We start from the raw sequence: 22468 nt of genomic DNA, 5'->3' as shown, positions 1-22468 counted from the left end.
GCGCTGCGGCCTCCGCTCACGCGTCACGTGGCGGCTCCGTTGCACTGGCAGTGGGGCTGAAGCGTTTGGCACAGGGCGCGCGACGACTCCCAGATTGGTCTTGGGGTCTTTGCCCATGGCGGGGTTTGCCTCTGATCTGCACGAAGGCCGCGCGCGACCGCAACTTCTTCCGGCGGCACAGTCAGACCTCAATGCCCCATCGACGGGCCATGACCCTGCTATGCCTTGGCGAACACCGTCGGCTTTGCGTCTGACACAGGGACCGTCGCTCCGGGCGTTCAAGGTCTCTGCGGCGAAGCCGCGCCTGGACAGCTGGCTCGGCTCCAAGGTGGCGACCGGCCTTTCCGCCGCTGCCCCTTTCTCCTGACGGGTCTGCCACTGCGGGCAGGTCTGATTTGTGGATAGAGTTGACGGGCCCGACATAAGGCCCCGTCTCGGGATCATCGCGCCATCCATCAATAGATGACTTAACGCTTACAGCGGCGCTCGGCGACTTACCCCGCCTGTTCGGTCCAGCCGGTCCAGCCGTCCCGGGTCGATGTCCCGAAGAGCTCGAGGAAAGGCCCCCAGCTGCAGCTTTCGATGATCCGGTACTGCTCGTCCGGTTTACCCGCGCCACCGGGCCCACTCGCACCATCCGGCTGAATGAAGTTTACCGTGCTGCGCGCCGGCGCAAGGGTCCGCACGTTCTTGCCGCGGATGCCGAAGAGGAGAATTTGGGTGACGTCCGCAAAAACCTCTCCGTCTTCGGCGGCTGTGTCGAAATCAGAGGTATGCTCGGTCTGCCAGACAATATTGCTGGTGTATTTGAAGCCCCAGGACTGCAGGACCTTCATCCCTTCGGGAAGCAGGCTGTTCGGCACCCAGAGATAGCAATGTGCCCGGTCGTCCATATGCTCTGCGATAGGCAGCGCGCAGATATCTTCCAGAGTGCGCCGCGGGTTTTCCGCCACGGAATCACGGAAGGGATCCGCGAGGACGCAGCCGAATTTCCGGCCTTCGAGGAAAGCGCTCATCTGGGTCGGTGCGGTTGCGGCGTCATTCATGGGTCATGTCCTTATCTGTCGGGACGGGTATCTTGCGGATGGCCGGGAAAGTCGAGCCTTGATGGAGCCGAGTCTTCGGACTTGAGGTCGGAAGACGGCGCGGTTCACAGCTGTGAACTGGAGCGAAAGTTCACAGCTGTGAACTTTCACGCGGCACGGCGTTCGAGGGCCAGGATCATTCGCGTCGATGAGAAGCCTCCCTCGCGGGCCTTGCGGGTGAGGTGGCGCAGATAGCCGCCGGGGTTGCGGATCTCGGAGAACCTCTGGAGCATCGCGCAGAGCGTGGTCGAGGCCTGTTCAGGCCCCATCGCGGCCTTTGCGTCGTTCCAGGCGGAATCGGAGATGCCTGTCATCGGACGAATTTTCTCTGCGGCCCTGATCAGCCCGTGCCAGTCCTGGATTGGATCGGGAGAGAAGACCGCGATCTCTGAGCAGGTGCCTAGGACGAGGCGCAGGGGTGGGGGAGGCGCTGCCGGCTTCTCGGCAATTCGAGTGTCTATCTCGCTATCTAGAGCCGCATTTTCCGAAGCTGGGTCGATTTCTTCGTTGGTCAGTTCAGAGTCTAAAGATTCTTTTAGTGAACTCTGTTGGTGCTGCTCATTTGGGGCACCATTGCTGCTCATTTCAGGTGTTTCGAACTCGAAGAAGCTGGCGGCACGCGCGACAGCGGTGCGCAGCGAGGCGACGATCTGCTCGAGAGTTTCGAGGTCGAGCTTGCGGCGGAGCTGGCGGGCCGTGAGGCGGGCCATGTCGCTGAGCGCGTCCCAGGGGCCCTCAGGGCACTGGGTGAGGCCGAGGTCGGAAAGGGCTGCGAGATCGCGACGCAGAAGGCTCGCAGTCTCGCGCAGGGTCTTGATCTCGGCCTCGTGTGCACGGGCTTCCTCGGCCCGCTGTGCAATCTCGGCGGCGCGGTGGAGCAGGGGGGTCAGATCGAAGCCGAAGGCAATCTTCTCGCCGGCGACCCGGCGGGCGTAGCGCTTGCCGTTCGGGCTGTCACGGCGGCGCAGCAGACCGGCCTCGACAAGGCGTCCAAGGTGGCGACGCATGGTCGAATTGGCCATGCCACCGGCGCGGGTGCAGATCGTCTCGTTGGACGGGTGGATGACCAGCGACTTCGCCGGGTCGAGCTGGCTGTCCGGATGGAAGCTGAGCAGAGCCTGCAGCAGCGTGATGTCGCGGTCCGACAGCTCGAAGCTTTTGCGGGCGGCGGTCAGGTCGCGCAGGATGTGCCACTTGTCGATAGGGCAGGGGGCATCGGCGGCCAACTGGCGTGTCTTCAGAGAGATCACGACAGCCTCAGCCGTTCGCCCAAAAGGCGTGATGGGGTGGTAACCCATGTTTTTCATTCACGAAGACAAAAAATACCCGTGCCGCGAATCGATTTCGACTTGCGGTCAATGGCTCCGGACACTACCTTGAGGGTGCTAAGAACAAGTCAGGGTCTCGTGGAGCGAATGCTTTGCGGGGCTCTTTCTTTGTCGGGCTCGTGCCTCCTATCTCATTGTTATCGTTGACTGCTCAGTCTTCCGCGCGGTTTTTCCAGCGCGCGTGAAGCTCTTTGAAGACGGTCTGCGCCTCGGACTCGATCCAGTCGGCGAAACGCGGGTCGTCCAATTCCATATTCAGCCCCTTGGCGGTGCGCTTGAGCGTGCCGGCCTTGCGGCCATCGACCACCAGTGCCTGCCGCCGTGGTTTTGCCGCCGATTTGGTCTTCGGCGCGACCGCGCGGGCAGGGGAGGGGGCCAGATGGCCCATCACTGCCTCGAAGGCGGCGACGGAGACGTCTTCGGGCGGGGTCTCGCCGTTGACCACGGCGACCTGTGCCCGGGTGTGCACGTCATCGGCGAGACCTGCGAGTTCCTCGCGGTCGGCACCGGTTTCCTCGATGGCGCGGGCCATGGCCTCCCAGCGGGGGCGGCCGATGCCATGGGCGGCGCCGATGGCGGTTGCCAGATCGCGGCCGATCAGCTCGGCCACGGAAAGCGCCATGGAGATCGACGATTTGGTGACGGTCAGCACCTCGGCGACCTGGCTCTGGTTGCCGAAGCCGCTTTCGACCAGCTCGCGGGCGAACAGCGCCTTTTCGATGAACGACAGGTCGCGCCGGGCCATGTTCTCGGAGATCTGCGCGGTCACCGCGTCGCGCTCGTCGATCGAGGCGACCAACGCGCGCACCTTGGTGACCTTGTCCGAGCCGCGGATCGCCTCGAGCCTGCGGCGGCCATAAACCAGCAGGTAGCGCCCGTCCTTTTCAGGGTCGCGGCGCACCAGGATCGGCACGGTCTGGCCATTGGCCTCGATCGCGTCGCGCAGGTCATGCACATCCGACGGATCGAGCCTATCGCGGGTGCGCGTGTCTTCGATCTGTGACGGATCCAGCTCCCAGACGCGGTGGCTGTCGACCGCATCGCGGGCCGAGCGCAGCGCGCGGTTGGTGGCCATCATCGCCGAGCCCGCGCCGCCCTGCTTGCCGGCGGCGGCGAGGCTGTCGAGCATGGACATGCGTTTCTTGCGTGTATCGCTCATCGGAGGCTCCTCTTGGTCCCGCGCATCGTCCCGTTACCGTCCCCAGGTCTTCTGGATCAGCGCGGCGATCTCGTCGTTCACCGCGTTGAGGCTTTCGAGCGCGCGGTCGTAGGTGGCGCGGGTGAAGGCGCTGCGGTCGACCTCGTAAAGGGTCTGCTTGGTGAGGCCGGCATCGGAGATGGCGGTGGACTTCAGCATCGGCGCGTTCAGCACCTTCTCGCCATACATTGTGCGCAGGAAGGCGACGATGCGGTTCTGCGGCGCGTCCGTCGGCTCGTAGCGGGTGAGCAGGTAGCGCATCCAGTCGTGTTTCATGTCGGCGCCGGATTCGGCGATCACGTCCATGAGGTCGGCGGTCATGCGCAGGAACTGCGACATGGACATGACGTCGAGCATCTCGGGGTGGATGGTGACCAGAACGCCGGTGGCGGCGGAAAGCGCCGACATGGTCAGGAAACCGAGCTGCGGCGGGCAGTCGATCACCACCACGTCGTAGTTGTCGTCGACCTGCGAGAGCGCGTCCTTGACGCGGAAGAAGAACAGGCCCGCATTGCCCTGCGCCAGCGCGCGCGGGGTCTCGTGCTCGAATTCCATCAGCTCGAGATTGCCGGGAATCAGGTCAAGCCCGGGGATGTAGGTCGGGCGGATGACATCGGTGATCGGCACCGGGTCGTCGTAGCGGATCGCGTCGTAGAGCGTGCCGCCGTCGGGCAGGTCGAACTCGGGCTGCACGCCGTGCAGCGCGGTGAAGGAGGCCTGCGGGTCGAGATCGATGGCCAGCACGCGGTAGCCGAGCAGGGCCAGCCGCTGCGCGAGATGCGCCGAGCTGGTGGTCTTGCCCGAGCCGCCCTTGAAGTTCATCACGCCGATGACCTGCAGGTGGTCGAGATACTTGTTCTCGCTGCCCTCGGGAGCAAGACGGCGGCCGGGCAGGTAGTCGCCGGGCTTTCTGGCGGTCTTTTCCAGCAGGACGCGCAGCTCGTGCAGGTCGTGGACTGAGTAATGTCTGCGATTTCCGGAAGTTACCTCGGGGGAGGGGCCCTTGCCGTCGAGGTGCAGCTTGCGCAGGTAGGAATCGTTCACGCCCAGCAGGGCCGCGGCCTCGCCCGAGGTGAACTTGCGCATCTCCTTCGCCGCGTCGGGCGGGAACATGCTTTCGGCCTGCGCATGGAGCTGCGCGGTCAGCCGTTCGGAATGGTCGCGAATGACCGAGTTCAGGTCTTCGTCGTCTGTGATATCCTGCATGCGCACGGTATCCTGCTCACTGTCTTGCCTCGGTGCCATGTTCCGCTGGTCCTCTGCGGGCCCTGGCGTGTTCACGGTTTTTGGCGTGTTCCGGATCTTTTTCGTGACTATTGCCGAACCGCTGCGAGTCGGCAAGGAGTTTTCCACAGGGCGCGGCTGCCTGGGGCCCGAAACCTGGCCGGAATTTTGCCTTTGTGTCCCTGCAGATGGGCAGGGACGGTCGTGCAGGAGGTGGTCCGAGCGGTGACTTTTCCGACGTCGTGGCTGCATAGCGTGGGCCGCCGACCGGCGCATGGCAGATTCGGCCAAGACCTTGGCAGGCTCTGCCGAGATTCGGTTGGGTGCGCTGCGTACATTGGGGTCATCGCAACACACGGAGAACCCCATAATGTCCCGCATTCAGCTTCCCGCCTCGATCGAGGCGGCGCCCGCCGCGGCCCGGCCCCTGCTCGAGGGTGTCAGGAAGACGCTCGGCAGCGTCCCCAACCTGTTCCGCCTGACCGCGAACAGCCCTGAGGCGCTCGAAGGCTACCTCGGCCTGAACGCCGCGCTTTCGAAAGGCAGCCTCGGCGCGCAGACCCGCGAGCGGATTGCGCTGGCCGTGGCGCAGGTCAATGGCTGCGACTATTGCCTGTCGGCGCACAGCTTCGTCGCCAAGAACCTCGCCAAGCTCGACGACGCGGAAATCGCCGCGAACCGCGCCGGCGGATCGTCCGATCCGACCGCGGATGCGGCGGTGCGTTTTGCCGCGAAGATCGTCGAAGCGCGCGGGCAGGTTTCGGAGGCCGACGTCGCGGCGGTGAAGATGGCGGGCTACAGCGAGGCCGAGCTCGTCGAGATCGTGGCGCATGTGGCGCTCAATACGCTGACCAACTACCTCAACGAGGTGTTCGAGACGCCGATCGATTTCCCGGTCGTCAGCGCCCAGGCGGCCTGACCTCCGAGACATCCCGGCCGCGGCTCTCCCCGCGCGGCCGGGGTGCATGATCCCTTTTCCCGAAGGCCCGCGCCCAGATGACACGCCCCCCGCTTCCCCCGTTCGACGAGGCCTCGGCCCGAAGCAAGGTCCGGCTTGCCGAAGACGCCTGGAACAGCCGCGACCCGCAGCGGGTCGCGCTGGCCTACACGCCGGATAGCCGTTGGCGAAACCGCACCGAATTCTTCGAGGGGCGCGAGGAGATCGTCGCGTTCCTGACCCGCAAGTGGGCCCGCGAGCTGGAGTACCGGCTGGCAAAGGAACTCTGGGCCTTTTCGGGCAGCCGCATCGCGGTGCGCTTTGCCTATGAGTACCGCGATACCGCGGGCAGCTGGTTCCGCGCCCATGGCAACGAAAACTGGGAGTTCGATGCGGACGGGCTGATGCGCCGGCGGATCGCCTCGATCAACGATCTGCGGATCGAGGCGGCTCAGCGGCTGTTTCACTGGGGGCCCGGCCCCCGGCCCGAAGGGCATCCCGGTCTCACGGATTTCGGGCTCTAGGAGACGCACCATGCCAGACGCCTATGCCAAGATTGCCTTCACGCCCCGCGTCCGCGAGGAACAGGCCCGGTTCGGGTCGGCGGATCGCTATGCGGGCCGCCTGTCTCCGGAGGGGGAGGGAGGCACCGGGTTTGGTCCCCTCGAGGCTGCCTTCCTGTCCGCCCGTGACAGTGTTTTTATCGCCAGCGTGTCCGAAACCGGCTGGCCCTATGTCCAGCACCGGGGTGGCGCGCCGGGCTTTGTCAGGATCATTGACCGGCAGACGATCGGCTTCGCCGACTATCGCGGCAACCGGCAGTACATCAGCGTCGGCAACCTGCGGCACGACGACCGGCTGTCGATCCTCGCGATCGATTTTGCCCGCCGCAAGCGGCTGAAGCTCTGGGGGCATGCCCGGATCACCGAGGACCCGCAGATCGTCGCGCTGCTGAACGGCGTGGAGGGCCCCGTCGCCGAGCGCGGCATCATCGTCCGTGTCGCCGCGGTCGATTGGAATTGCCCGCAGCACATCCCGCTGCGCCTGACCGCCCCGGAACGCGATGGCGAGATCTCGCGGCTGAGGGAGGACATTGCGTGCCTGCAGCGCGAACTGGACGCGAAAACGGCGCTGCAACCCGGCGCGGGCGGCTGAATGCGGCACCGGCCCGCCGCCGTGGGCGTCGCCTCTGGTCCCGCCTGCGCATCCGGACTAGCCTTCGCCATGCCCAGCGTAACAGGTGCCTTCGCGCGCGCCATGGCCCAGGCGGCCGGGATGACGCTCCGGGACGACGGGGCGCTGGTTTCCGGCGGTGACGTGGTGCGCCGTCTGCCCGGGCGCGCAGACGGGCGCATCGCGGATACCGATTACTTCGACCTGCTGGACTGGATACGCCTGCGGCACCCCGACGAGGTGGCACTGGTGCAGGCCTATGCCGATCTGATCCGTGTCGATGACATCGGCGTGCTCGGGCTGGCCATCAAGACGGCGCCGACCCTGCGCGCCTCGCTCGCGCGGGTCGAGCGCTACTGGCGGGTGGTCACCGATACGGCGGTCTATCGGCTCGAGACGACCGGCGATCCGGCGCATCTCGTCTTCGAGCCCCGCACGGGACATCATCCGGTTCTCGATTTCCGCAACGAGGGCGCGCTGGCCGGGCTGCTGCGCAATATGTCCCTTTTCGTGCAGGTCGCCTTCGTTCCCCGCTACGTGAGCTTCCGGCATGCCTGCCGGAGCGACGCCGGGCGCTACGCGGAGCTCTTCGGCTGCCCCGTGCATTTCGGCGCGGAGCGGACCGCGATTGCCCTGAGCGCCGAGGCGCTGGAGTTGCCGAACCGGCTGGGAGACGCGGCGGTGTCGGACTTCCTCACCGCCCATCTCGAGACGGAGCTTGGTTCGCTCGAGGAGGACTCCTCGCTACGGGCCATGCTCCTGCGGCATCTCACGCCGGGGCTGAGCAATGGCGTGCCGCAGGCGGGGGCGGTGGCGCGCGAGCTGGGGCTGAGCGAGCGCACGCTCTACCGGCGCCTGTCCGACGAGGGGCTGACTTTCCGCGACGTGCTGACCGAGGCGCAATCCTCGCTTGCGCAGGATCTCCTGCGCGACAGCGACAGCACGATCGCCGAGATCGCCTTCCTGACCGGCTTTTCGGAGCAGAGCACCTTCAGCCGGGCCTTCAAGCGCTGGCTCGGGGTCGCGCCTGCGCAATTCAGGCAGAACGTGGCGGCGCGCTAGGGCGCGCTCGGCGAGGGGGGACTGCGGCGGCAGCGACCACGCCGGTCATATCGTTTGCAACAGGCCCGTCAGATGCCGTGCTGGTCGAGGAACTCGCGGATCGCCTGCATGCAGGTCCGCCAGGCGGGCTCGTAGTCGACCAGCACGTGGTTGCGGCTGTCGAGCGGCACGAACTGCGCGTCGGGGATGCCGGAGGCCAGGGCGCGGCCCATGTCGAGCGGGATGCGCATGTCGTCCTTGGAATGCAGCACGATGGTCGGCGCGCGCACCGCGCCGAGGCGGTGGCGCACGTCGATCTCGCCGAAGGCTTCCTGGAAGCGCGCGGCGTTTCCAGGCGAGGTCGTCAGCCGCTGGAACTCGTCGAACCAGGCGAGCTCGTCCGGCCCGGCATCGGGCATGAAGGTCTGCGAGAAGATATGGCGGTAGGCCGGGTTGTCGGTGCCCCAGCCCAGCTCGGTCAGCGCGCGCACCGCCTCGCGCCGGGCCTTTTCCTCGGCGCTCACCATGTGCCGCCAGCCCGCGGCGTAGCCCCCCACGAGGATCAGCCCCGAGACCCGCTCGGGATGGCGCACTGCATATTCCACGCAGACCGCCGCGCCCTGCGAGATGCCGAGCAGCGGGAAGCGCTCAAGCTCCAGCTTGTCGGCGACCGCCTCGAGATCCTCGACGAAGGCGTCGAAGCCTAGGTTGTCCACGTCCCAGTCCGACAGGCCGCAGCCGCGCTCGTCGTAGCGGATGAACCTGCGGTCGCGGGCGATCTCGGCGAAGCACTTGCCCCAGATCGGGCTCGTCCAGTCAAACTCGAGATGGGTGAGCCAGTTCGCGGCCTTCAGCAGCGGCGCGCCGGAGCCCAGCGTGGCGTAGGCGATCTTGGTGCCGTCGGGCGCCTCGCAGAAGGCGATGCGCTGGCTGCGCAGGCCGGAAGCGGTGAGGCCGCCGGACCGTGCCTCGCCGATCTTCGGCGGGGGACCGGGCAGGGCGTCCGGTGCTCTCGCCTTGTCGTCGGGGGCGCCCTCGGCTTCCGGATCCGCGTCGCGCCAGATGCGGGTCCATTTCTGCGCCGAAAGCGCCGGAAGATCGGGATGGGCCACGAGCCGGCGCAGCACCTCGACGCGGGCGATGCGCGCGTCCTCGCGTTCCGCCTCGAGCCACGAGAGGAACGCCGCGTCGCCGGCGCCGTCGAGTCCGTCGAGCAGCACCGGGGCGAGCCGCTGCGCCATCTCTTCTAGCTCGCCGACGCCGGGTTGCCGCTCGGCGCGCAGCCTTGCATGGATCTCGTGCAGGTCGATCTCGGCGTTCTCGGCATCGAACCGCACCCGCTCGCGATCCGAAAGAATGCGGCGGTGATCGGGGTGATCGACCACCGGCCGCAGCTTGGTCAGCGACCAGCGCAATGCCGCCTTGGGGTCGTCGGGCAGTTCCCAGAGCAGCTCGCAGAGCCGCTCGCGCCGGTGCGGACGCCCGGTCGCGACGAGAAAGCCGAGCAGCGCCCGCGCCTTGCGGGAGGAGGGAAGCGGCACGTCTTCGCCGCCGCGCCGCACGCGCAGCTCGCCGAGCAGGGAGATCGTCAGGCGGTCGTTCTGTGCCGTGACCTGCTCCGGGCGGTCCTGCGGGGCCATGCCGCCTCCAATGGGATGCAATCAAAAGGCGAAGTTCGAAATTCCGGCGCATCCTGAGGCAATGGCAGCGGACTGTCCAGCGGTGCGCGGGGCCGCAATTACAACGTGACGCAAGGGCAATTCCCACCCCCGTTACAACGCTGGTGACAACGCAGGGCCCCGATACCCCGGCTCCACCCGCCAAGGCTCCGCGAGCCTCGATTTCCGGCGGGACCGATGAATTGGAGTACCACGATGATTGAAGACACGACCCTGTACCCGACCGGATGCCCGGTGATCGACCCCCGCAGCCTGCAGCGGGAGACCCATGGCAAGCTTGCGGCGCTGCGCGCCGTACACCCGCTGGTGCAGATCGGCGAGGGCCAGTTCCTCGTCCTGCGCGCCGATGATGTGCTGCCGCTGCTGAGCGACCCGCGCGTGCGGCAGGTCTCGGGGCAGGAATACATCGCGCTCAACCGCGTGCCCGAGGGGATGACCGCGCGGCTGCAAGCGGAGTTCTTCCTGTTTTCCAGTGGCCAGGAGCACCGTCGCAAGCGGGGACTCTTTGCCCGCGCCTTCTCGCTCCGCGAGATCGAGGCGCGCCGTCCCGCCGTGCGCACCGCCGCGCGGCGCATCCTGAGCGAGCTGCCCCGCGACGAGAGCCTGGATTTCACCACGGCGATGGCGTCGCGAGTTCCGGCGGAGGCCATCGCCGCCATCCTCGGTCTGCCGGAGAGTGACGCGCCGCACCTCGGCGCGCTGGTGTCCGAGGTGGCCCGGGCGATCTCGCCGCTCTACCCGCGCGAGCGGCACAAGCAGATCGAGGAGGCGACCGAGGCGCTCTATTTCTACGTCGAGCGCCAGCTGCAGGCGCGCCTGATCCAGCCGGAGGACGATGTCCTGAGTCTGCTGGTGAACGCCTGGCGTGCCGAGCCGGACATTTCCGCCGCGAGCCTGATCTTCCAGATCATCGGCGTGCTGATCGCCGGGATCGACACCACCCGGACCGCGCTGGCGCGCGGCACCGCGATCCTGCTCGAGCGGCCGAAGGACTGGGCGGACCTGCGCGCCGATCCCGCGCTGATCCCCGGCGCGGTGGCCGAGACGCTGCGCTTCGATCCGCCCGCCGGATCGGTGACCCGCATCGTCGCGGAGCCGTTCGAGATCGGCGGGCACCTTGTGCCCGAGGGCAGCGCGCTGCGGCTTTCGCTGCTCTCGGCGCTGCGGGATCCGGCGCTGCATCACGCGCCCGATGTCTTCGACATGCGGCGGCGCGACAATCCCCGGCTGCATCCGGTGTTCGGTCACGGGCCGCACCATTGCCTCGGCGAAAGGCTGGCACGGATCGAACTGGAGGAAAGCCTCGCGGCACTGCTCGAGGAGGCACCCTTTGCCGAGCTGCTTCTGAGCCCGCGGCTAGAGGGTTTCGGCGGGCTGCGCCGGGCCACGCCGATGCGGGTGCGCCTGTCATGAGCTTCGATCTTGCTCCGAGCGCTGCGCCGGCGGAATCGCGGATGCAGATGGGCGTGGTTCCGGCTGGCGACGTGCTCATCGTGACGCTGGGCGGGCTTATCGATGCCTCGGCGACCGGCCCGCTGTGCGATGCGCTGGTGGCGCATGTCCGCGCCGGCTGGCGGCGCATCGTGATCGAGCTCGGGGCGGGGGCAGAGGTCACCCGGCCGGGCCTGCGGGGCTTCGTGGTCGCCGCCAAGCTGCTGCAGGCCCGTCAGGGGCAGATGCGCATCTGCGGCGCGACGGCGGCGACCGAGGCCTTTGCCGCGCGCGAGAGCTTCCGCCACCTGCTGCGGTTCGACCCGGAGCGGGCGGTGTCGCTCGCCCGCATCGCCCCTGCCGTTTCGACGGGACCCGCTGCCGCGACACACTTCAGACCGGAGTTTTCGGCATGATGACGACCTATTTCTTCACCGCTTTCACGCAGCAGACGCTGCGGGGTGCCCGCAGCACTCGGCGGTCGCAGGTGCCGCTCGGCTGGCTGGGCAAATTGCGCCAGTATAGGCGGCATCAGTCGCAGTATCGGCACCTCGAGGAGCTGCCGGACTACCTGCTCGAAGATGTCGGGCTGACGCGCAGCGACATCAGGCGGGCGTGCCGAGGTTCGCATTCCGGCTGATCGGTCTCTGTTTCGAGGTCCGGCCCGCTCCGAGAAATGGCTTTCGGGGCGGGCACCGCCGCGCGCGGGCGTTGCGGGGCGGCGGAGTGCGGCGAGGTCGGAACTGGCCGAGGGCTCTGACGCCCGCTCAGCGCGCGCCCTGCGCCAGCCGTTTCGATACGGGGTCCCGCCTGAGCGCGAGCATCGCGAGTGTCCCAACAAGGGGTCCCGGCAGCAGGATGAGGAACGTCCAGCGCCAGCCCCCGAAGGTAGCTGCGGCGATCGGCAGCAGCCAGATGGCCACCACCGTCAGCGCGAAGCCGATCCCCAGCTGCAGGGCGAGCGCGGTGCCCACCAGATGCGGCTCCGAGAGCTCGGTCACCGCGGCGGAGAATTGCGCGCTGTCTCCGACGATGGTGATGCCCCAGACCACCGCGATGGCACCGAGCAGCAGCGCGGGCCCGTCGAAGGCCACGCCGACCAGCCCCGCGCATGTTCCTGAGACAATCATCATCCCGGCGCAGGTGAGGCAGCGGCCAATGCGGTCGGACAGCCAGCCGCCAAGCAGGCAGCCGAGCACGCCGCTGGCAACCACGACAAAGCTCAGCATCGAGGCGGTGCCGAAGGGGAAGGGGGCGAGGCCGCCGCTCTGGGCGGCCGCGGCAAAGGCGAGGAACCAGGCCCACATGCCATAGAGCTCCCACATGTGGCCGAAGTACCCGAGGTTCGCCAGCATGAGCGGGCGGCGGCGGAAGACCGACAGCGCCTGACGCGGATCGAAGGACGCGCGGCCGAAGGCATAGGGGCCTTCGCGCAGGGTGAGCGCGAAGAAGAGCGCGGAGATGAGCGCCGCGGCAGAAGTGCCCCAGACCACCGCCCGCCAGTCGATGCCGGAGGTGAGCGCGCGCAGCAGGTGCGGCATCGACGAGCCGAGGGTCAGCGCGCCGATCAGAAAGCCGAGTGCGAGACCGCGCCCGCGCAGGAACCATGTCGCCATCAGCTTGAGGGCGGGAGGGTAGACCCCGGCGAGGGCGACGCCGGTGACGAAGCGCGCGGCGATGGCGGTGTCCGGCCCCGCGACCAGCAGCGCGGCATTGGCGAGCGCGGCGAGCAGCGCGGCAGCGGTCATGAGCCACTTCATCGGCAGGATGTCGGGAAGGTTGATCAGCGACGAGCCGAGTGCGCCGAACACGAAGCCGAGCTGCACGCCATTGGTCAGCCAGGCGGCCTGCGAGGGACTCAGCTCCCAGGCGGCGACCAGTTCCGGAATGATGGCGGTGGCCGAGAACCAGGTACTCAGGACCCCGACCACGCCGATGCAGATGAGCGCGAGCATGGACCAGCGCCCGGGCGCGGAAGGGGGCAGCTGATCAGGTGCGGGTGTCATTGGGGGCGTCCGTTGCAAGGGTCTGGAGGCGCAATGTGCCGGAGCCGCCCGGGAGGTGCAATTGTCGAAGCTGGAGGCAACCTCGGGTGCCTCTTGGCGTGCTGCAAAACGGCCTGTGTGGCGGAGCGGGGTTGTGGCGCTCGGGTTTGCGGGCCGAATGTCGGGTCGCGCTTCCACATGTGGGCACTTCGTCGCTCGTTCGCACTCCGAAGTTTTTTCGGGCAGCAGAGAGTTCTGCCGCTCAGTTTTGGTCCGATCGACCTGTTGCTTTGGCGTCATGTTGCGACCGTAACGTTGCGGGATGGGACAACAAATCCTACGAATTGGGCTTAAATGCCTAGGAATCTTGAGCTTACCAGGTTGCCGATCGGCGCAAGGGTCCCTCGATCGCAAGCTGATCTTTCGCCGGTGTCTCTGGTAGCGACCACTCAGGCGAACCACCGCCACAAGCGTTCTGGAACAGGGCGTTCAACCGAACCAAGAGTATTTAAATAGTGGAGGCTCGCAGTGGGTCAGCCTGAAAATTTCAAAGCGCCGATCGTAGGGATCGACATTCTCCGACTTGCCGCGGCCTTCATGGTGATGACGTTTCACTTTGGCTTCAAGGCCTTGTCGGAAGAGGGAGGGCTCTTTGACACGTACCTGGGCATGGAGCCGCACATGCCCCAATCCTGGCTCCTCAGTTGGTGGGGGTGGGTCGGCGTCCAGATATTCTTCACGATCTCGGGGCTGATCATTTCCTACTCGGCCCTGTCGAGTGGCGTGACGCCGGCGCGCTTTGTGCGTGGCCGCGTTCTCAGATTGGTTCCGGTCGTACTCGTGGCGAGCTGCGTCGCCGCTGCGGTGGAAATCCTCGTCTTCGGACGATCACCGCTCGAAACGGCCACGCTCTGGGTTCGGACGGTCTTGTTCTGGCCCTTCGCCCCTTGGTTGATGGGGCAATTCTGGACGCTGGGGATCGAGATCATGTTCTACGCCCTGGTCCTCGGGCTGATCATGAGCAGGCGCACGGACCTTTTGCCAAAGGTCGGCGCTGCGCTGATTTCCGCAAGTGCCGCCTATTGGGCCGCGCGCTTCATGAACGAAGGTCACGATCCGCTCGGGCGCGTGACGCAGCTGCTCTTGTTGCAGCATGGGGCCTTCTTTGGCATCGGCATGCTGCTTTCGGCGCGGTATCGCAGCGGCCCGGAACGCTGGCATCTGCCCGCGATCGGGGCAGGTCTCTGCGTTGCTATGGTGCAGATCTCGGTGGCTACGGGATGGGAGGCCGGCGATGCCGGGCTGCGGTCCTACTGGCCGATGGCCTTCGTGATCTACGCGGCAAGCGTGGGCGCGTGCTGGATTTCGATGCAGCGCAACGAAGTGCTGGTCGGTTGGATCGGGAGGAGTGGTGCGCAATTCGTGCGGAAGCTCGGACTGATGACCTATCCGCTCTACCTGCTGCACAACCACGTGGGAAAACCCGTCATCCTCGCGGTGGTTGGGCTTGGCGGCTCGCCTGTTGTCGCCATCCTGCTGGCCATGGTCGTCTGCGTGATTTCGGCCTGGTTGGTGGCCACCCTGGCCGAGCCCGTGCTGTACCGGCTGATCCGGCGCGTTTATGACGATGTCGGCGACGGGCTCAGATTGCGGGTGTCGAAGTTCCGCAGAAGCTGAGCGCCCCCAAGGGGGCGCCTCCTCGCAGACATCAGGATGCAAAAAAGGACCGGAAGCCTTCGCTTCCGGTCCTTTCGTGTCTGCACCGGCGATGTCGATGCTCAGGTCACGCGTTCCAGGCGCGGTCGCCCTTGGCGTCCTTGACCCGGGTCGGCAGGCCGATGTCGTCGAGGATGGTGAAGAACGGCTTGGGGTCCAGTTCCTCGACGTTCTTCATGGTCTTCGCGTCCCAGTCACCCGAGGCCACCAGCATGGCGGCGGCGACCGGCGGCACGCCGGCGGTGTAGGAGATGCCCTGGCTGCCCACCTCGTTGTAGGCTTCCTTGTGGTCGGCGACGTTGTAGACGAACATCTCGACCTCTTCGCCGTCCTTCACCCCCTTCACCAGGTCACCGATGCAGGTTTTGCCGGTGTAGTCGGGGGCCAGCGACGACGGGTCGGGCAGCACGGCCTTGACCACCTTGAGCGGCACCACTTCAAGACCCTCAGCGGTTTTCACCGGCTGCTCGGAGAGCAGGCCGAGCGATTGCAGCACGGTGAAGACGTTGATGTAGTGCTCGCCGAAGCCCATCCAGAAGCGCACGTCCGCCTGCGGGTAGTTGGCCGAGAGCGAGTGTACCTCGTCGTGGCCCGACTGGTAGGCGCGCTGGGTGCCGACGACGGGCAGATCCCAGTCGCGGCCCGAGGCGAACATCGAGGTTTCCTTCCACTGCTGGTCTTCCCAGTAGTAGACGGTGCCGGTGAACTCGCGGAAGTTGATCTCCGGGTCGAAGTTCGTGGCGAAATACTTGCCGTGGCTGCCGGCGTTGATGTCGACGATGTCGATGCTCTTCACCTCGTCCATCTGGTCGATGGCGAAGCGGGCGAAGGCGTTGACGACGCCCGGATCGAAGCCGGCACCGAGGATCGCGGTGACACCCTTCTCGGCGCAGAGGTCGCGCTTCTTCCACTCGTAGTTGGCGTACCACGGCGGGGTCTCGCAGATCTTTGCCGGATCCTCGTGGATGGCGGTGTCGATATAGGCCGCGCCGGTCTCGATGCAGGCGTCGAGCACGTACATGTTGACGAAGGCCGAGCCCACGTTGATCACGATCTGCGCGCCGGTGTCGCGGATCAGCTGCGCCACGGCGGCCGTGTCCATCGCGTCGACCTGGTGAGCCTTGAGGACGCCCTCTACCTTCATCGCGCCCTTTTCGCGGACCGACTCAAGGATCGCTTCGCATTTCGAAAGCGTCCGGCTGGCGATATGAATCTCGCCGAGCACATCGTTGTTCTGAGCGCACTTATGCGCCACGACCTGAGCGACGCCACCTGCGCCGATGATGAGAACGTCTTTTTTCAACTCACTGGACCTCCGTCTTTGTCCGTCTTGGTTTGCGCGCGCTCAGGAGAGCGCGGCGCTGAAATCGTCGTAGGTGAAGTCGCGCACCAGCCGCTCGGTCCCGTCGAGCTCGCGGATGGCGATCGAGGGCATCTGCACGCCGTTGAACCAGTTTTTCTTGACCATCGTGTAACCGGCGGCGTCCTGGATCGAGAGCCGGTCGCCGGCCTTCAGCGCCTTGGGGAAATTGAACTCGCCGAAGATGTCGCCCGCGAGGCAGGACTTGCCGCAGATCATCCAGGGCTGATCGCCGCTCTCGTTCATCTTGGCGCTCTCACGGTAGATCAGCAGGTCGAGCATATGCGCCTCGATCGAGCTGTCGACGATCGCGAGGTTCTTGCCGTTGAAGAGCGTGTCGAGCACTGTCACCTCCAGCGTGGTCGAGTTCGTGATCGTCGCCTCTCCCGGTTCAAGATAGACCTGCACCTCGTTTTCGCCAGCAAAACGCTTCAGGCGCTCGGCGAGGCGGTCGAGCGGGTAGCCCTCGCCGGTGAAGTGGATGCCGCCGCCGAGGCTGATCCATTTCATCTGGCGGATCAGGTGGCCGAAGCGCTGCTCGATGGAGCCGAGCATGTTGTCGAAGCGCTCGAAGTCGTCGTTCTCGCAGTTGTTGTGGAACATGAAGCCGCTGATCTGCTCGAGCACCGGCTCGATGTCCTTGGGATCATGCTCGCCGAGCCGCGAGAAGGGGCGGGCGGGATCGGCGAGATCGAAGCCCGAGGTCGAGACGCCCGGGTTGACGCGCAGCCCCCGGGTGTGGCCGCGGCTGACCTCTTCGAAGCGGGTGAGCTGCGCGGCGGTATTGAAGATCACCTTGTCCGAGCTCGCCAGCACCTCGTCGATCTCGTGGTCGGCCCAGGCCACGGAATAGGCATGGGTCTCGCCCGGGAATTTTTCCCGGCCCAGCTTCACCTCGAACAGCGAGGAGGAGGTGGTGCCATCCATGTACTCGCTCATCATGTCGAAGACCGACCAGGTGGCAAAACATTTCAGCGCCAGCAGGGCCTTGGCCCCCGAGGTCTCGCGCAGGTGGGCGATCTTCTCGAGGTTCGGCAGGAGCCGCGATTTGTCGATCAGGTAATAGGGCGTCTGCATCGGGTGGTCACCTCCGGACAGCGAACACGGGAAACCGTGCCAATATAGTGCATGCTCGACAAGAACAATGCCCCCCGAATGCCGAAGGCGGCTGACAGGCGTGTGACAGTGCGGCTGCCGGGAGCCGGCGGAGGTGTTTCGGCCTTTCCCGAAAACGAGGTGCGGTCGGCCGCCGTGGCGCTGGAACAGTGGGAAACCGGGCGGCGCGACGTGCCGCGGTCAGAGGTCGAGGATGCGGCGTGGGTCCAGTCGACCGCGCAACATGTCGAGAAGTGCGATCCGGTTGCCGCGCGCCCGTCCCCTGCGGTCGATCCAGGGTTCAGGGCGCAAGATCCCGAGGTGGTTCCTCACGATGTTGCGCAGGGGCATCCGCAGGCCCTGACGGCGGGGCAGGGTGCCTTTGCGCAATAGGTAGATCGGGTTGCAGACCTGGCTGTAGCCGAGCCGCAGTCCCGAGGTTTCGCGCCCGCGCTTCTCGCCGCAATGTACCCCATAGAAGGCCGGGGTATGGGCGAGTGTGCCTTGCGGAAGCTGTCCGCCGAAATCGAGGTCTTCGAGCCAGGCGTAGAGGGGCAGGGCTTCGTCGAAGCGCAGTCCCGAGATCGCTGCCCTGCGGTAGCACATGTTGCAGCCGTAGAGCGCGCGCGGCGTGCTGGTGATCGCCGGATCGATTCCGTCGAAACCGGCATCGGCGTCGGCGACCATGCGCAGCGCAGCATCCGGGGTGATGCCCGGCCCGCGGATGCCGTCCGCGAGCAGCGTGCCAGAGGCACCGTTCATTTCGGGATGCTCGGCATAGAAGGTCACCATGCCTTCGAGTGCATGGCGCGACGGGACGAGGTCGTCGTCGAAGAAGGCCACCACGCCGATGTCGCCGCGCACCAGGTCGAGGCCGCGGTTGCGCTGCGGCGACGAGCCGCGCGCGCCCCGGACAATGGAGATGTCGAACCCCTGTCTGGCGAGGACCGGGGCAGGGGGCAGGTCAGCGTCGCTTTCGACGGAGAGAATGACCTGTGCGGGCATCAATGTCTGCTGCGAGAGCTGATCCAGCAGCATCGCGAGATTGTCGGGGCGCCCCAGTGAGGCGACGATCACTGCGATCCGCGAGATGTCAGGGGCAAAATGATGGGCGAAATTCATGAGCAGAGTCTCCTGCGACAAAGGCGTGGAAAGTCGCTGCTCGTGCCTGAATGACGGCTTTTTGGCCGATGTCTCTGGGTGGCAGCCCGACGAGACCGGCCCCCGGAGGATTTCGCCGAACTGTTAAAATAATGGAAAATTTGAAAAGTTAGATGCCGCGACCTGCCGACCGCGGAGGACAGGGCAGGACTGGATGCCAAGCATGGCAAAAAAAGAGGGCAGCCCGGAGGCTGCCCCTTTGCAGTTTTGGTGTCCCTGTCGGACCGCGCAGGCTTAGGCCGCTTGCTTGAGCTTCTCTTTCGCCTGCGGTGTCACGAAGGCGCCGTGCAGGGCGGCGATCACCGGCTCGAGGTCGTTGCGCTCGAGGATGAACTGCACGTCCACGTTGCGCGGACCCTGCGTTGCGCCGATCGACTCGTAACCCGCCTCGGCAATGGCCTGAAGGCCTCGGGTCAGCACGCAGAGCGAGCTGAGGTCCCGGCCGATGACCGAGGCCATCGACAGCGTGCGCGAGCTGATCTTGGCCTGCGGATAGAGCTTGGCCAGATCGTCCTCCACCCGGCGCATCGTCTTGAGCGAGCTGTCCAGGTAGTGGGTGATGGTGTTGGCGTTCGACACTTTCGACACGATGCGGACCTCGTGACGGGTCAGCACATCGAGGATCGCGGCGTCATAGCCCTTCACCCCGACCATGTCCTGCTCGAAGACCTCGAGCGCCACGATGTCGAGCCCGGTGACGATCTCGACCGCCGGGGTCTCGGCAGGCTGATCGTCGATCAGCGTGCCCGGATCGCCCGGCTCGAAGGCGTTGGTGACGCGCAGCGGCACCTGCGCCTGACGCAGCGTCTTGGCAGCCTTGGGGTGGATCGCCTCCATCCCCATGTTCGACAGCTGGTCGGCCACGTCGTAGTTGGTGCGGCCCAGCTTGCGGACGTTTTCCGCGCCCACCAGCTTGGGGTCGGCCGAGCTGAGGTGGAACTCCTTGTGGATGATCGCCTCGCGGGCCGACGTCAGCGCCGCCAGCTTCGAGAAGGTCACCTCGGAGTAGCCTCGGTCGAACTCGCGCATCAGACCCTCGGTGCATTGCGCATAGCCGGTGACGATGGGCATCTCTGCGGCGGGGTCGACCCCCTCCATCGCCTTGGTGATGCGCTCTTCGAGCGTGTAATGCCCGTCGTCGCGCCAGCCGGAGAGGTCGACGTTGCGTGCGTTGACCCCGGCGCGCTGGAGCATCAGCACGGTGACATAGGCCGAATGCGCCTCGCCGAGACCGGAGAGCAGCTCGCGGATCTGCAGCATGTGCTCCGAGAGCTGGAAGTGCCCGTAGGAGCACAGCCGCTGCAGGTCGATCAGGCAGTTGCGCGCGCCCTCGATGCGGTTGCGCACGAAGTCTGTCGCCTGCTCGACGTCGCCGGGATGATCGAGCACGGCTTCATGCGCTTCGATCATCGCCTTCGACACCTCGGTCAGCGCGTCGTGCCAGCCGTGGCCGGTGTCGGAGTTGGCGAACTGGCCGTAGACGCCCGGCTTGCCCGATTTCTTGTGCTCGAGCAGCAGGTCGGTGATGCCGCCGAAGGCGGAGACCACGAAGACACGACCGTAGAGATCATCCCCCTCGCGGCCGCCGATGAGCAGCGTGTCGCGCAGTTCGTTCAGGCGGGACATGCTCGTCCCGCCGATTTTCTCAACGGTATGGGTCATGGCTTACGCCACCTCCTCGGCCGGTGCGTAGGAGCCGTCCTCGCGGTGCACCTCGGTGCCGGTGACGGGCGGGTTGAAGCAGCAGGCCATGTGGAGTTCTTCCTCGGCCCGCAGGATGTGCTTGTCGTGCAGGTTGAGCGCGTACATGACGCCGGGCTTGATCTCATGGGTCTCGCCGGTGGCGATATCGGTGATCGAGCCCTTGCCCTTCATGCAGTAGACGCTCTCGAAGTGGTGCTTGTAGTGGAACGTGTGCTCCGAGCCCGCCTCGAGGATGGTGATGTGGAACGAGAAGCCCATGCCGTCTTGCGCGAGCAGCATCCGGGTGGAGGTCCACTGCGCGTCGGCAATATGCTTGTCGGTTTTCTTCAGTTCGTTGAAATCGCGTACAATCATGGTGTTACTCCGCGGCAATCTTGTGGTTGTTCAGGCTCGTGGCGGTGGCGTCGCGCAGGATGCCGAACCCCTTGCGGAAGGTCTCTTCCGGGGTGGTCAGCGGCGCGAGCACCTTGACGACCTCGTCGTCGGCGCCCGAGGTTTCGATGATCAGCCCGCGCTCGAAGGCCTCGGCGCAGATCGCGCCGGCCAGCTCACCCGAGCCGACATCGACGCCGCGCATCAGGCCGCGGCCCTTGAGGTAGGCGCCGGGGATCATCTCGGCGATGGTGTTCAGCTCGTCCTCGATCAGCTGCGCCTTGTCGGCGAGCGACTTCTGGAAGCGGTTGTCGGCCCAGAACTTCTCGAGCGCCACGCGCGCCGTGATGAAGGCGTGGGTGTTGCCCCGGAAGGTGCCGTTGTGCTCGGCCGGTTTCCAGACGTCGAGTTCCGGCTTCAGCAGCAGCGCGGCGAAGGGCAGGCCAAAGCCCGAGAGCGATTTGGCCAGCGGGATCATGTCCGGCTCGACGCCCATCTCCTCGAAGGAGAAGAAGGTGCCGGTGCGGCCGATCCCCGCCTGGATGTCGTCGGCGATGAGCAGCGCGCCATGCTTCTTGGCAAGGCGGGCGATGCCGCGCAGCCATTCGGCGGATGCGGCGTTGAGGCCACCCTCACCCTGCACCGGCTCCACGAGGAAGGCGGCGGGGGCGTCGAGACCCGAGGAAGGGTTCTCGAGCATCATCTCGATCTGCGCGAGCGTGTCGACATCGGGGCCGAAGGCGCCCTCATACGGCATGTGGGTCACGCCCTGAAGCGGCATGCCGCCGCCATTGCGCTTGCCCTTGTTGCCGGTCGCCGCCAGCGCGCCCACGGTCATGCCGTGGAAGCCGTTGGTGAAGGCGATGATGTTGGTGCGGCCGGTGACCTTGCGGGCCAGCTTCATCGCGGCCTCGACGGCATTGGTGCCGGTCGGGCCGACCATCATCACCTTGTGGTCCATGCCACGCGGCTCGAGGATCAGGCGCTCGAAGGCGTCAAGGAAGGCTTCCTTGGCGTCGGTGTGCATGTCGAGGCCATGGGCGATGCCATCGCTCATGATGTGCTCGACCAGCGCCGCCTTCATGTGCGGGTCGTTATGGCCGTAGTTCAGCGAGGAACAGCCGGCCAGGAAGTCGATGTAGGTCTTGCCCTGGTCGTCGGTCAGTTCCGAGCCACGGGCGGAGGTGAAGCTCACCGGGAAGGAGCGGCAGTAGGAGCGTGCCTCGCTCTCGCGGCGAGCGTAAATAGTCGGGCCGTTAGACGTGTCTTTCGGCATAACGAAGTCCTTTCTAGAACTTAGAAAAAGATAAGATTAGCGATGTAGGGGGAGCGATCAGGCCGCGGCGCGCAGCGCCTCTTGCTCTTCGGGCAGCTCGATCGTGACCATGTGTTCGGTCGCGTGCATGCCGTCGAAATGTTCGTCGCGCGTATAATGCGGCTCGTCCGAGAGCTCGCCGCCGATGGAGCGGGCGAAGCTGCGGAACAGACCCCACGACGCGTCGTTGTCGCGGGTGATCGTCGTCTTGAGTTCGGTTGCCTCTGCGCATTCGTCACGCTCGACCAGATGCGTCAGCATCTTGCGGCCGAGGCCGAGACCGCGCGCCTTGGGGCTGACCGCAACCTGCCAGACGAAGAAGGCGTCCTGGTTCGGGATCATGTGGCCCGAAATCCAGCCCACCGGCTCGCCGTCGAGTTCGGCCACCACGCAGGTGTCGCGGAAATGCTCGGCCTGGACGAGGTTGCAGTACATGGAGTTTTCGTCGAGCGGCTTGCACGCGCGCACGAGTTCCCAGATCGCAGCCCCGTCCGTTGCTTCGGGCTTACGCAGCACCGGGGTGCGCGTCTCAGGCTGTGTCATGTCTTTCGGCATCGATCTGGCATCCTCCGTTTGGTTCGTCAGTCTAACTAATATGCCCGCCATAAAGTTTCAACCTCCGAAGCAGTTTTTACGCTTATAGCGGCATATGGGCCTATTTATG

At 66.0% G+C, this 22468-nt stretch carries 21 protein-coding genes; 8 read left to right on the top strand and 13 right to left on the bottom strand.

From position 1 onward, the window contains the following. Window positions 1-494 precede the first annotated feature (494 nt). The 4 genes from BM397_RS12810 to repA form a co-directional block, all read right to left on the bottom strand. Complete coding sequence (locus tag BM397_RS12810) at window positions 495-1046, bottom strand: MT-A70 family methyltransferase (RefSeq protein WP_092424562.1); 552 nt, start codon at window positions 1044-1046, stop codon at window positions 495-497. 146 nt (window positions 1047-1192) lie between these two features. After that, complete coding sequence (repC, locus tag BM397_RS12805; protein WP_256218754.1) at window positions 1193-2392, bottom strand: plasmid replication protein RepC; 1200 nt, start codon at window positions 2390-2392, stop codon at window positions 1193-1195. Window positions 2393-2564: 172 nt separating this feature from the next. After that, entirely contained in the window at window positions 2565-3572 is a 1008-nt protein-coding gene (gene repB, locus BM397_RS12800) for a plasmid partitioning protein RepB (RefSeq protein WP_092424558.1), read from the bottom strand. A 33-nt stretch (window positions 3573-3605) separates the two neighbouring features. Next, window positions 3606-4817 (bottom strand): plasmid partitioning protein RepA, encoded by a 1212-nt coding sequence (gene repA, locus BM397_RS12795; RefSeq protein ID WP_092424556.1) that lies wholly within the window; start codon window positions 4815-4817, stop codon window positions 3606-3608. Window positions 4818-5205: 388 nt separating this feature from the next. Between repA and BM397_RS12790 the strand changes: the two genes are divergently transcribed. The 4 genes from BM397_RS12790 to BM397_RS12775 all read left to right on the top strand — a co-directional run bounded on the left by BM397_RS12790 (window position 5206) and on the right by BM397_RS12775 (window position 8007). Next, window positions 5206-5754, top strand: a complete 549-nt coding sequence (locus BM397_RS12790) for a carboxymuconolactone decarboxylase family protein (RefSeq protein ID WP_092424554.1) — start codon at window positions 5206-5208, stop codon at window positions 5752-5754. A gap of 77 nt (window positions 5755-5831) precedes the next feature. Further along, window positions 5832-6296: a nuclear transport factor 2 family protein gene (locus tag BM397_RS12785; protein WP_092424552.1), complete on the top strand. Its 465-nt coding sequence runs from the start codon at window positions 5832-5834 to the stop codon at window positions 6294-6296. A gap of 10 nt (window positions 6297-6306) precedes the next feature. Further along, window positions 6307-6927: a pyridoxamine 5'-phosphate oxidase family protein gene (locus BM397_RS12780; protein ID WP_092424550.1), complete on the top strand. Its 621-nt coding sequence runs from the start codon at window positions 6307-6309 to the stop codon at window positions 6925-6927. Between the two features lie 69 nt (window positions 6928-6996). Then, complete coding sequence (locus BM397_RS12775) at window positions 6997-8007, top strand: AraC family transcriptional regulator (protein WP_092424548.1); 1011 nt, start codon at window positions 6997-6999, stop codon at window positions 8005-8007. A gap of 68 nt (window positions 8008-8075) precedes the next feature. Here the strand turns inward: BM397_RS12775 and BM397_RS12770 are convergent, their stop codons facing one another. Continuing rightward, window positions 8076-9626 (bottom strand): bifunctional AfsR/SARP family transcriptional regulator/alpha/beta hydrolase, encoded by a 1551-nt coding sequence (locus BM397_RS12770; protein ID WP_092424546.1) that lies wholly within the window; start codon window positions 9624-9626, stop codon window positions 8076-8078. Between the two features lie 234 nt (window positions 9627-9860). Here BM397_RS12770 and BM397_RS12765 point away from each other — a divergent pair, with 234 nt between their 5' ends. The 3 genes from BM397_RS12765 to BM397_RS12755 are packed head-to-tail and all read left to right on the top strand — an operon-like array spanning window position 9861 to window position 11736. After that, window positions 9861-11078 (top strand): cytochrome P450, encoded by a 1218-nt coding sequence (locus BM397_RS12765; protein WP_176806632.1) that lies wholly within the window; start codon window positions 9861-9863, stop codon window positions 11076-11078. Then, a complete protein-coding gene (locus tag BM397_RS12760) occupies window positions 11075-11512 on the top strand; it encodes an STAS domain-containing protein (protein ID WP_143015375.1) in 438 nt (145 codons plus the stop codon). Before BM397_RS12765 ends, BM397_RS12760 begins: the two co-directional genes overlap by 4 nt. Further along, the gene (locus tag BM397_RS12755) at window positions 11509-11736 is read left to right on the top strand and encodes a DUF1127 domain-containing protein (RefSeq protein WP_092424540.1); all 228 of its coding nucleotides are present in this window, start codon (window positions 11509-11511) and stop codon (window positions 11734-11736) included. The genes BM397_RS12760 and BM397_RS12755 overlap by 4 nt, the downstream gene beginning before the upstream one ends. A 127-nt stretch (window positions 11737-11863) precedes the next feature. Here the strand turns inward: BM397_RS12755 and BM397_RS12750 are convergent, their stop codons facing one another. Next, complete coding sequence (locus tag BM397_RS12750) at window positions 11864-13102, bottom strand: MFS transporter (protein WP_092424538.1); 1239 nt, start codon at window positions 13100-13102, stop codon at window positions 11864-11866. A gap of 507 nt (window positions 13103-13609) precedes the next feature. Between BM397_RS12750 and BM397_RS12745 the strand changes: the two genes are divergently transcribed. After that, a complete protein-coding gene (locus BM397_RS12745; protein ID WP_092424536.1) occupies window positions 13610-14758 on the top strand; it encodes an acyltransferase family protein in 1149 nt (382 codons plus the stop codon). 106 nt (window positions 14759-14864) lie between these two features. Here BM397_RS12745 and BM397_RS12740 read toward each other — a convergent pair whose 3' ends face one another. The 7 genes from BM397_RS12740 to ectA all read right to left on the bottom strand — a co-directional run bounded on the left by BM397_RS12740 (window position 14865) and on the right by ectA (window position 22359). Continuing rightward, window positions 14865-16100: a saccharopine dehydrogenase family protein gene (locus BM397_RS12740; RefSeq protein ID WP_092424534.1), complete on the bottom strand. Its 1236-nt coding sequence runs from the start codon at window positions 16098-16100 to the stop codon at window positions 14865-14867. 42 nt (window positions 16101-16142) lie between these two features. Then, window positions 16143-17234, bottom strand: a complete 1092-nt coding sequence (locus BM397_RS12735; protein ID WP_092424532.1) for a carboxynorspermidine decarboxylase — start codon at window positions 17232-17234, stop codon at window positions 16143-16145. A gap of 219 nt (window positions 17235-17453) precedes the next feature. Further along, entirely contained in the window at window positions 17454-18374 is a 921-nt protein-coding gene (locus tag BM397_RS12730; RefSeq protein ID WP_092424530.1) for a glycosyltransferase family 2 protein, read from the bottom strand. 273 nt (window positions 18375-18647) lie between these two features. Then, window positions 18648-20075 (bottom strand): aspartate kinase, encoded by a 1428-nt coding sequence (locus BM397_RS12725; RefSeq protein WP_092424528.1) that lies wholly within the window; start codon window positions 20073-20075, stop codon window positions 18648-18650. Between the two features lie 3 nt (window positions 20076-20078). Beyond that, the gene (locus BM397_RS12720; protein ID WP_092424526.1) at window positions 20079-20471 is read right to left on the bottom strand and encodes an ectoine synthase; all 393 of its coding nucleotides are present in this window, start codon (window positions 20469-20471) and stop codon (window positions 20079-20081) included. A gap of 4 nt (window positions 20472-20475) precedes the next feature. Next, a complete protein-coding gene (gene ectB, locus BM397_RS12715; protein WP_092424524.1) occupies window positions 20476-21765 on the bottom strand; it encodes a diaminobutyrate--2-oxoglutarate transaminase in 1290 nt (429 codons plus the stop codon). A 57-nt stretch (window positions 21766-21822) separates the two neighbouring features. Further along, window positions 21823-22359, bottom strand: a complete 537-nt coding sequence (gene ectA / locus BM397_RS12710) for a diaminobutyrate acetyltransferase (RefSeq protein ID WP_092424522.1) — start codon at window positions 22357-22359, stop codon at window positions 21823-21825. Window positions 22360-22468: the final 109 nt, after the last annotated feature.

This window comes from Alloyangia pacifica, from assembly GCF_900116195.1.
In the GTDB taxonomy this organism is placed as follows: domain Bacteria; phylum Pseudomonadota; class Alphaproteobacteria; order Rhodobacterales; family Rhodobacteraceae; genus Salipiger; species Salipiger pacificus.
Note: the sequence above shows the minus strand (reverse complement) of the source record. Positions and strands in the feature narration are given on the sequence as shown.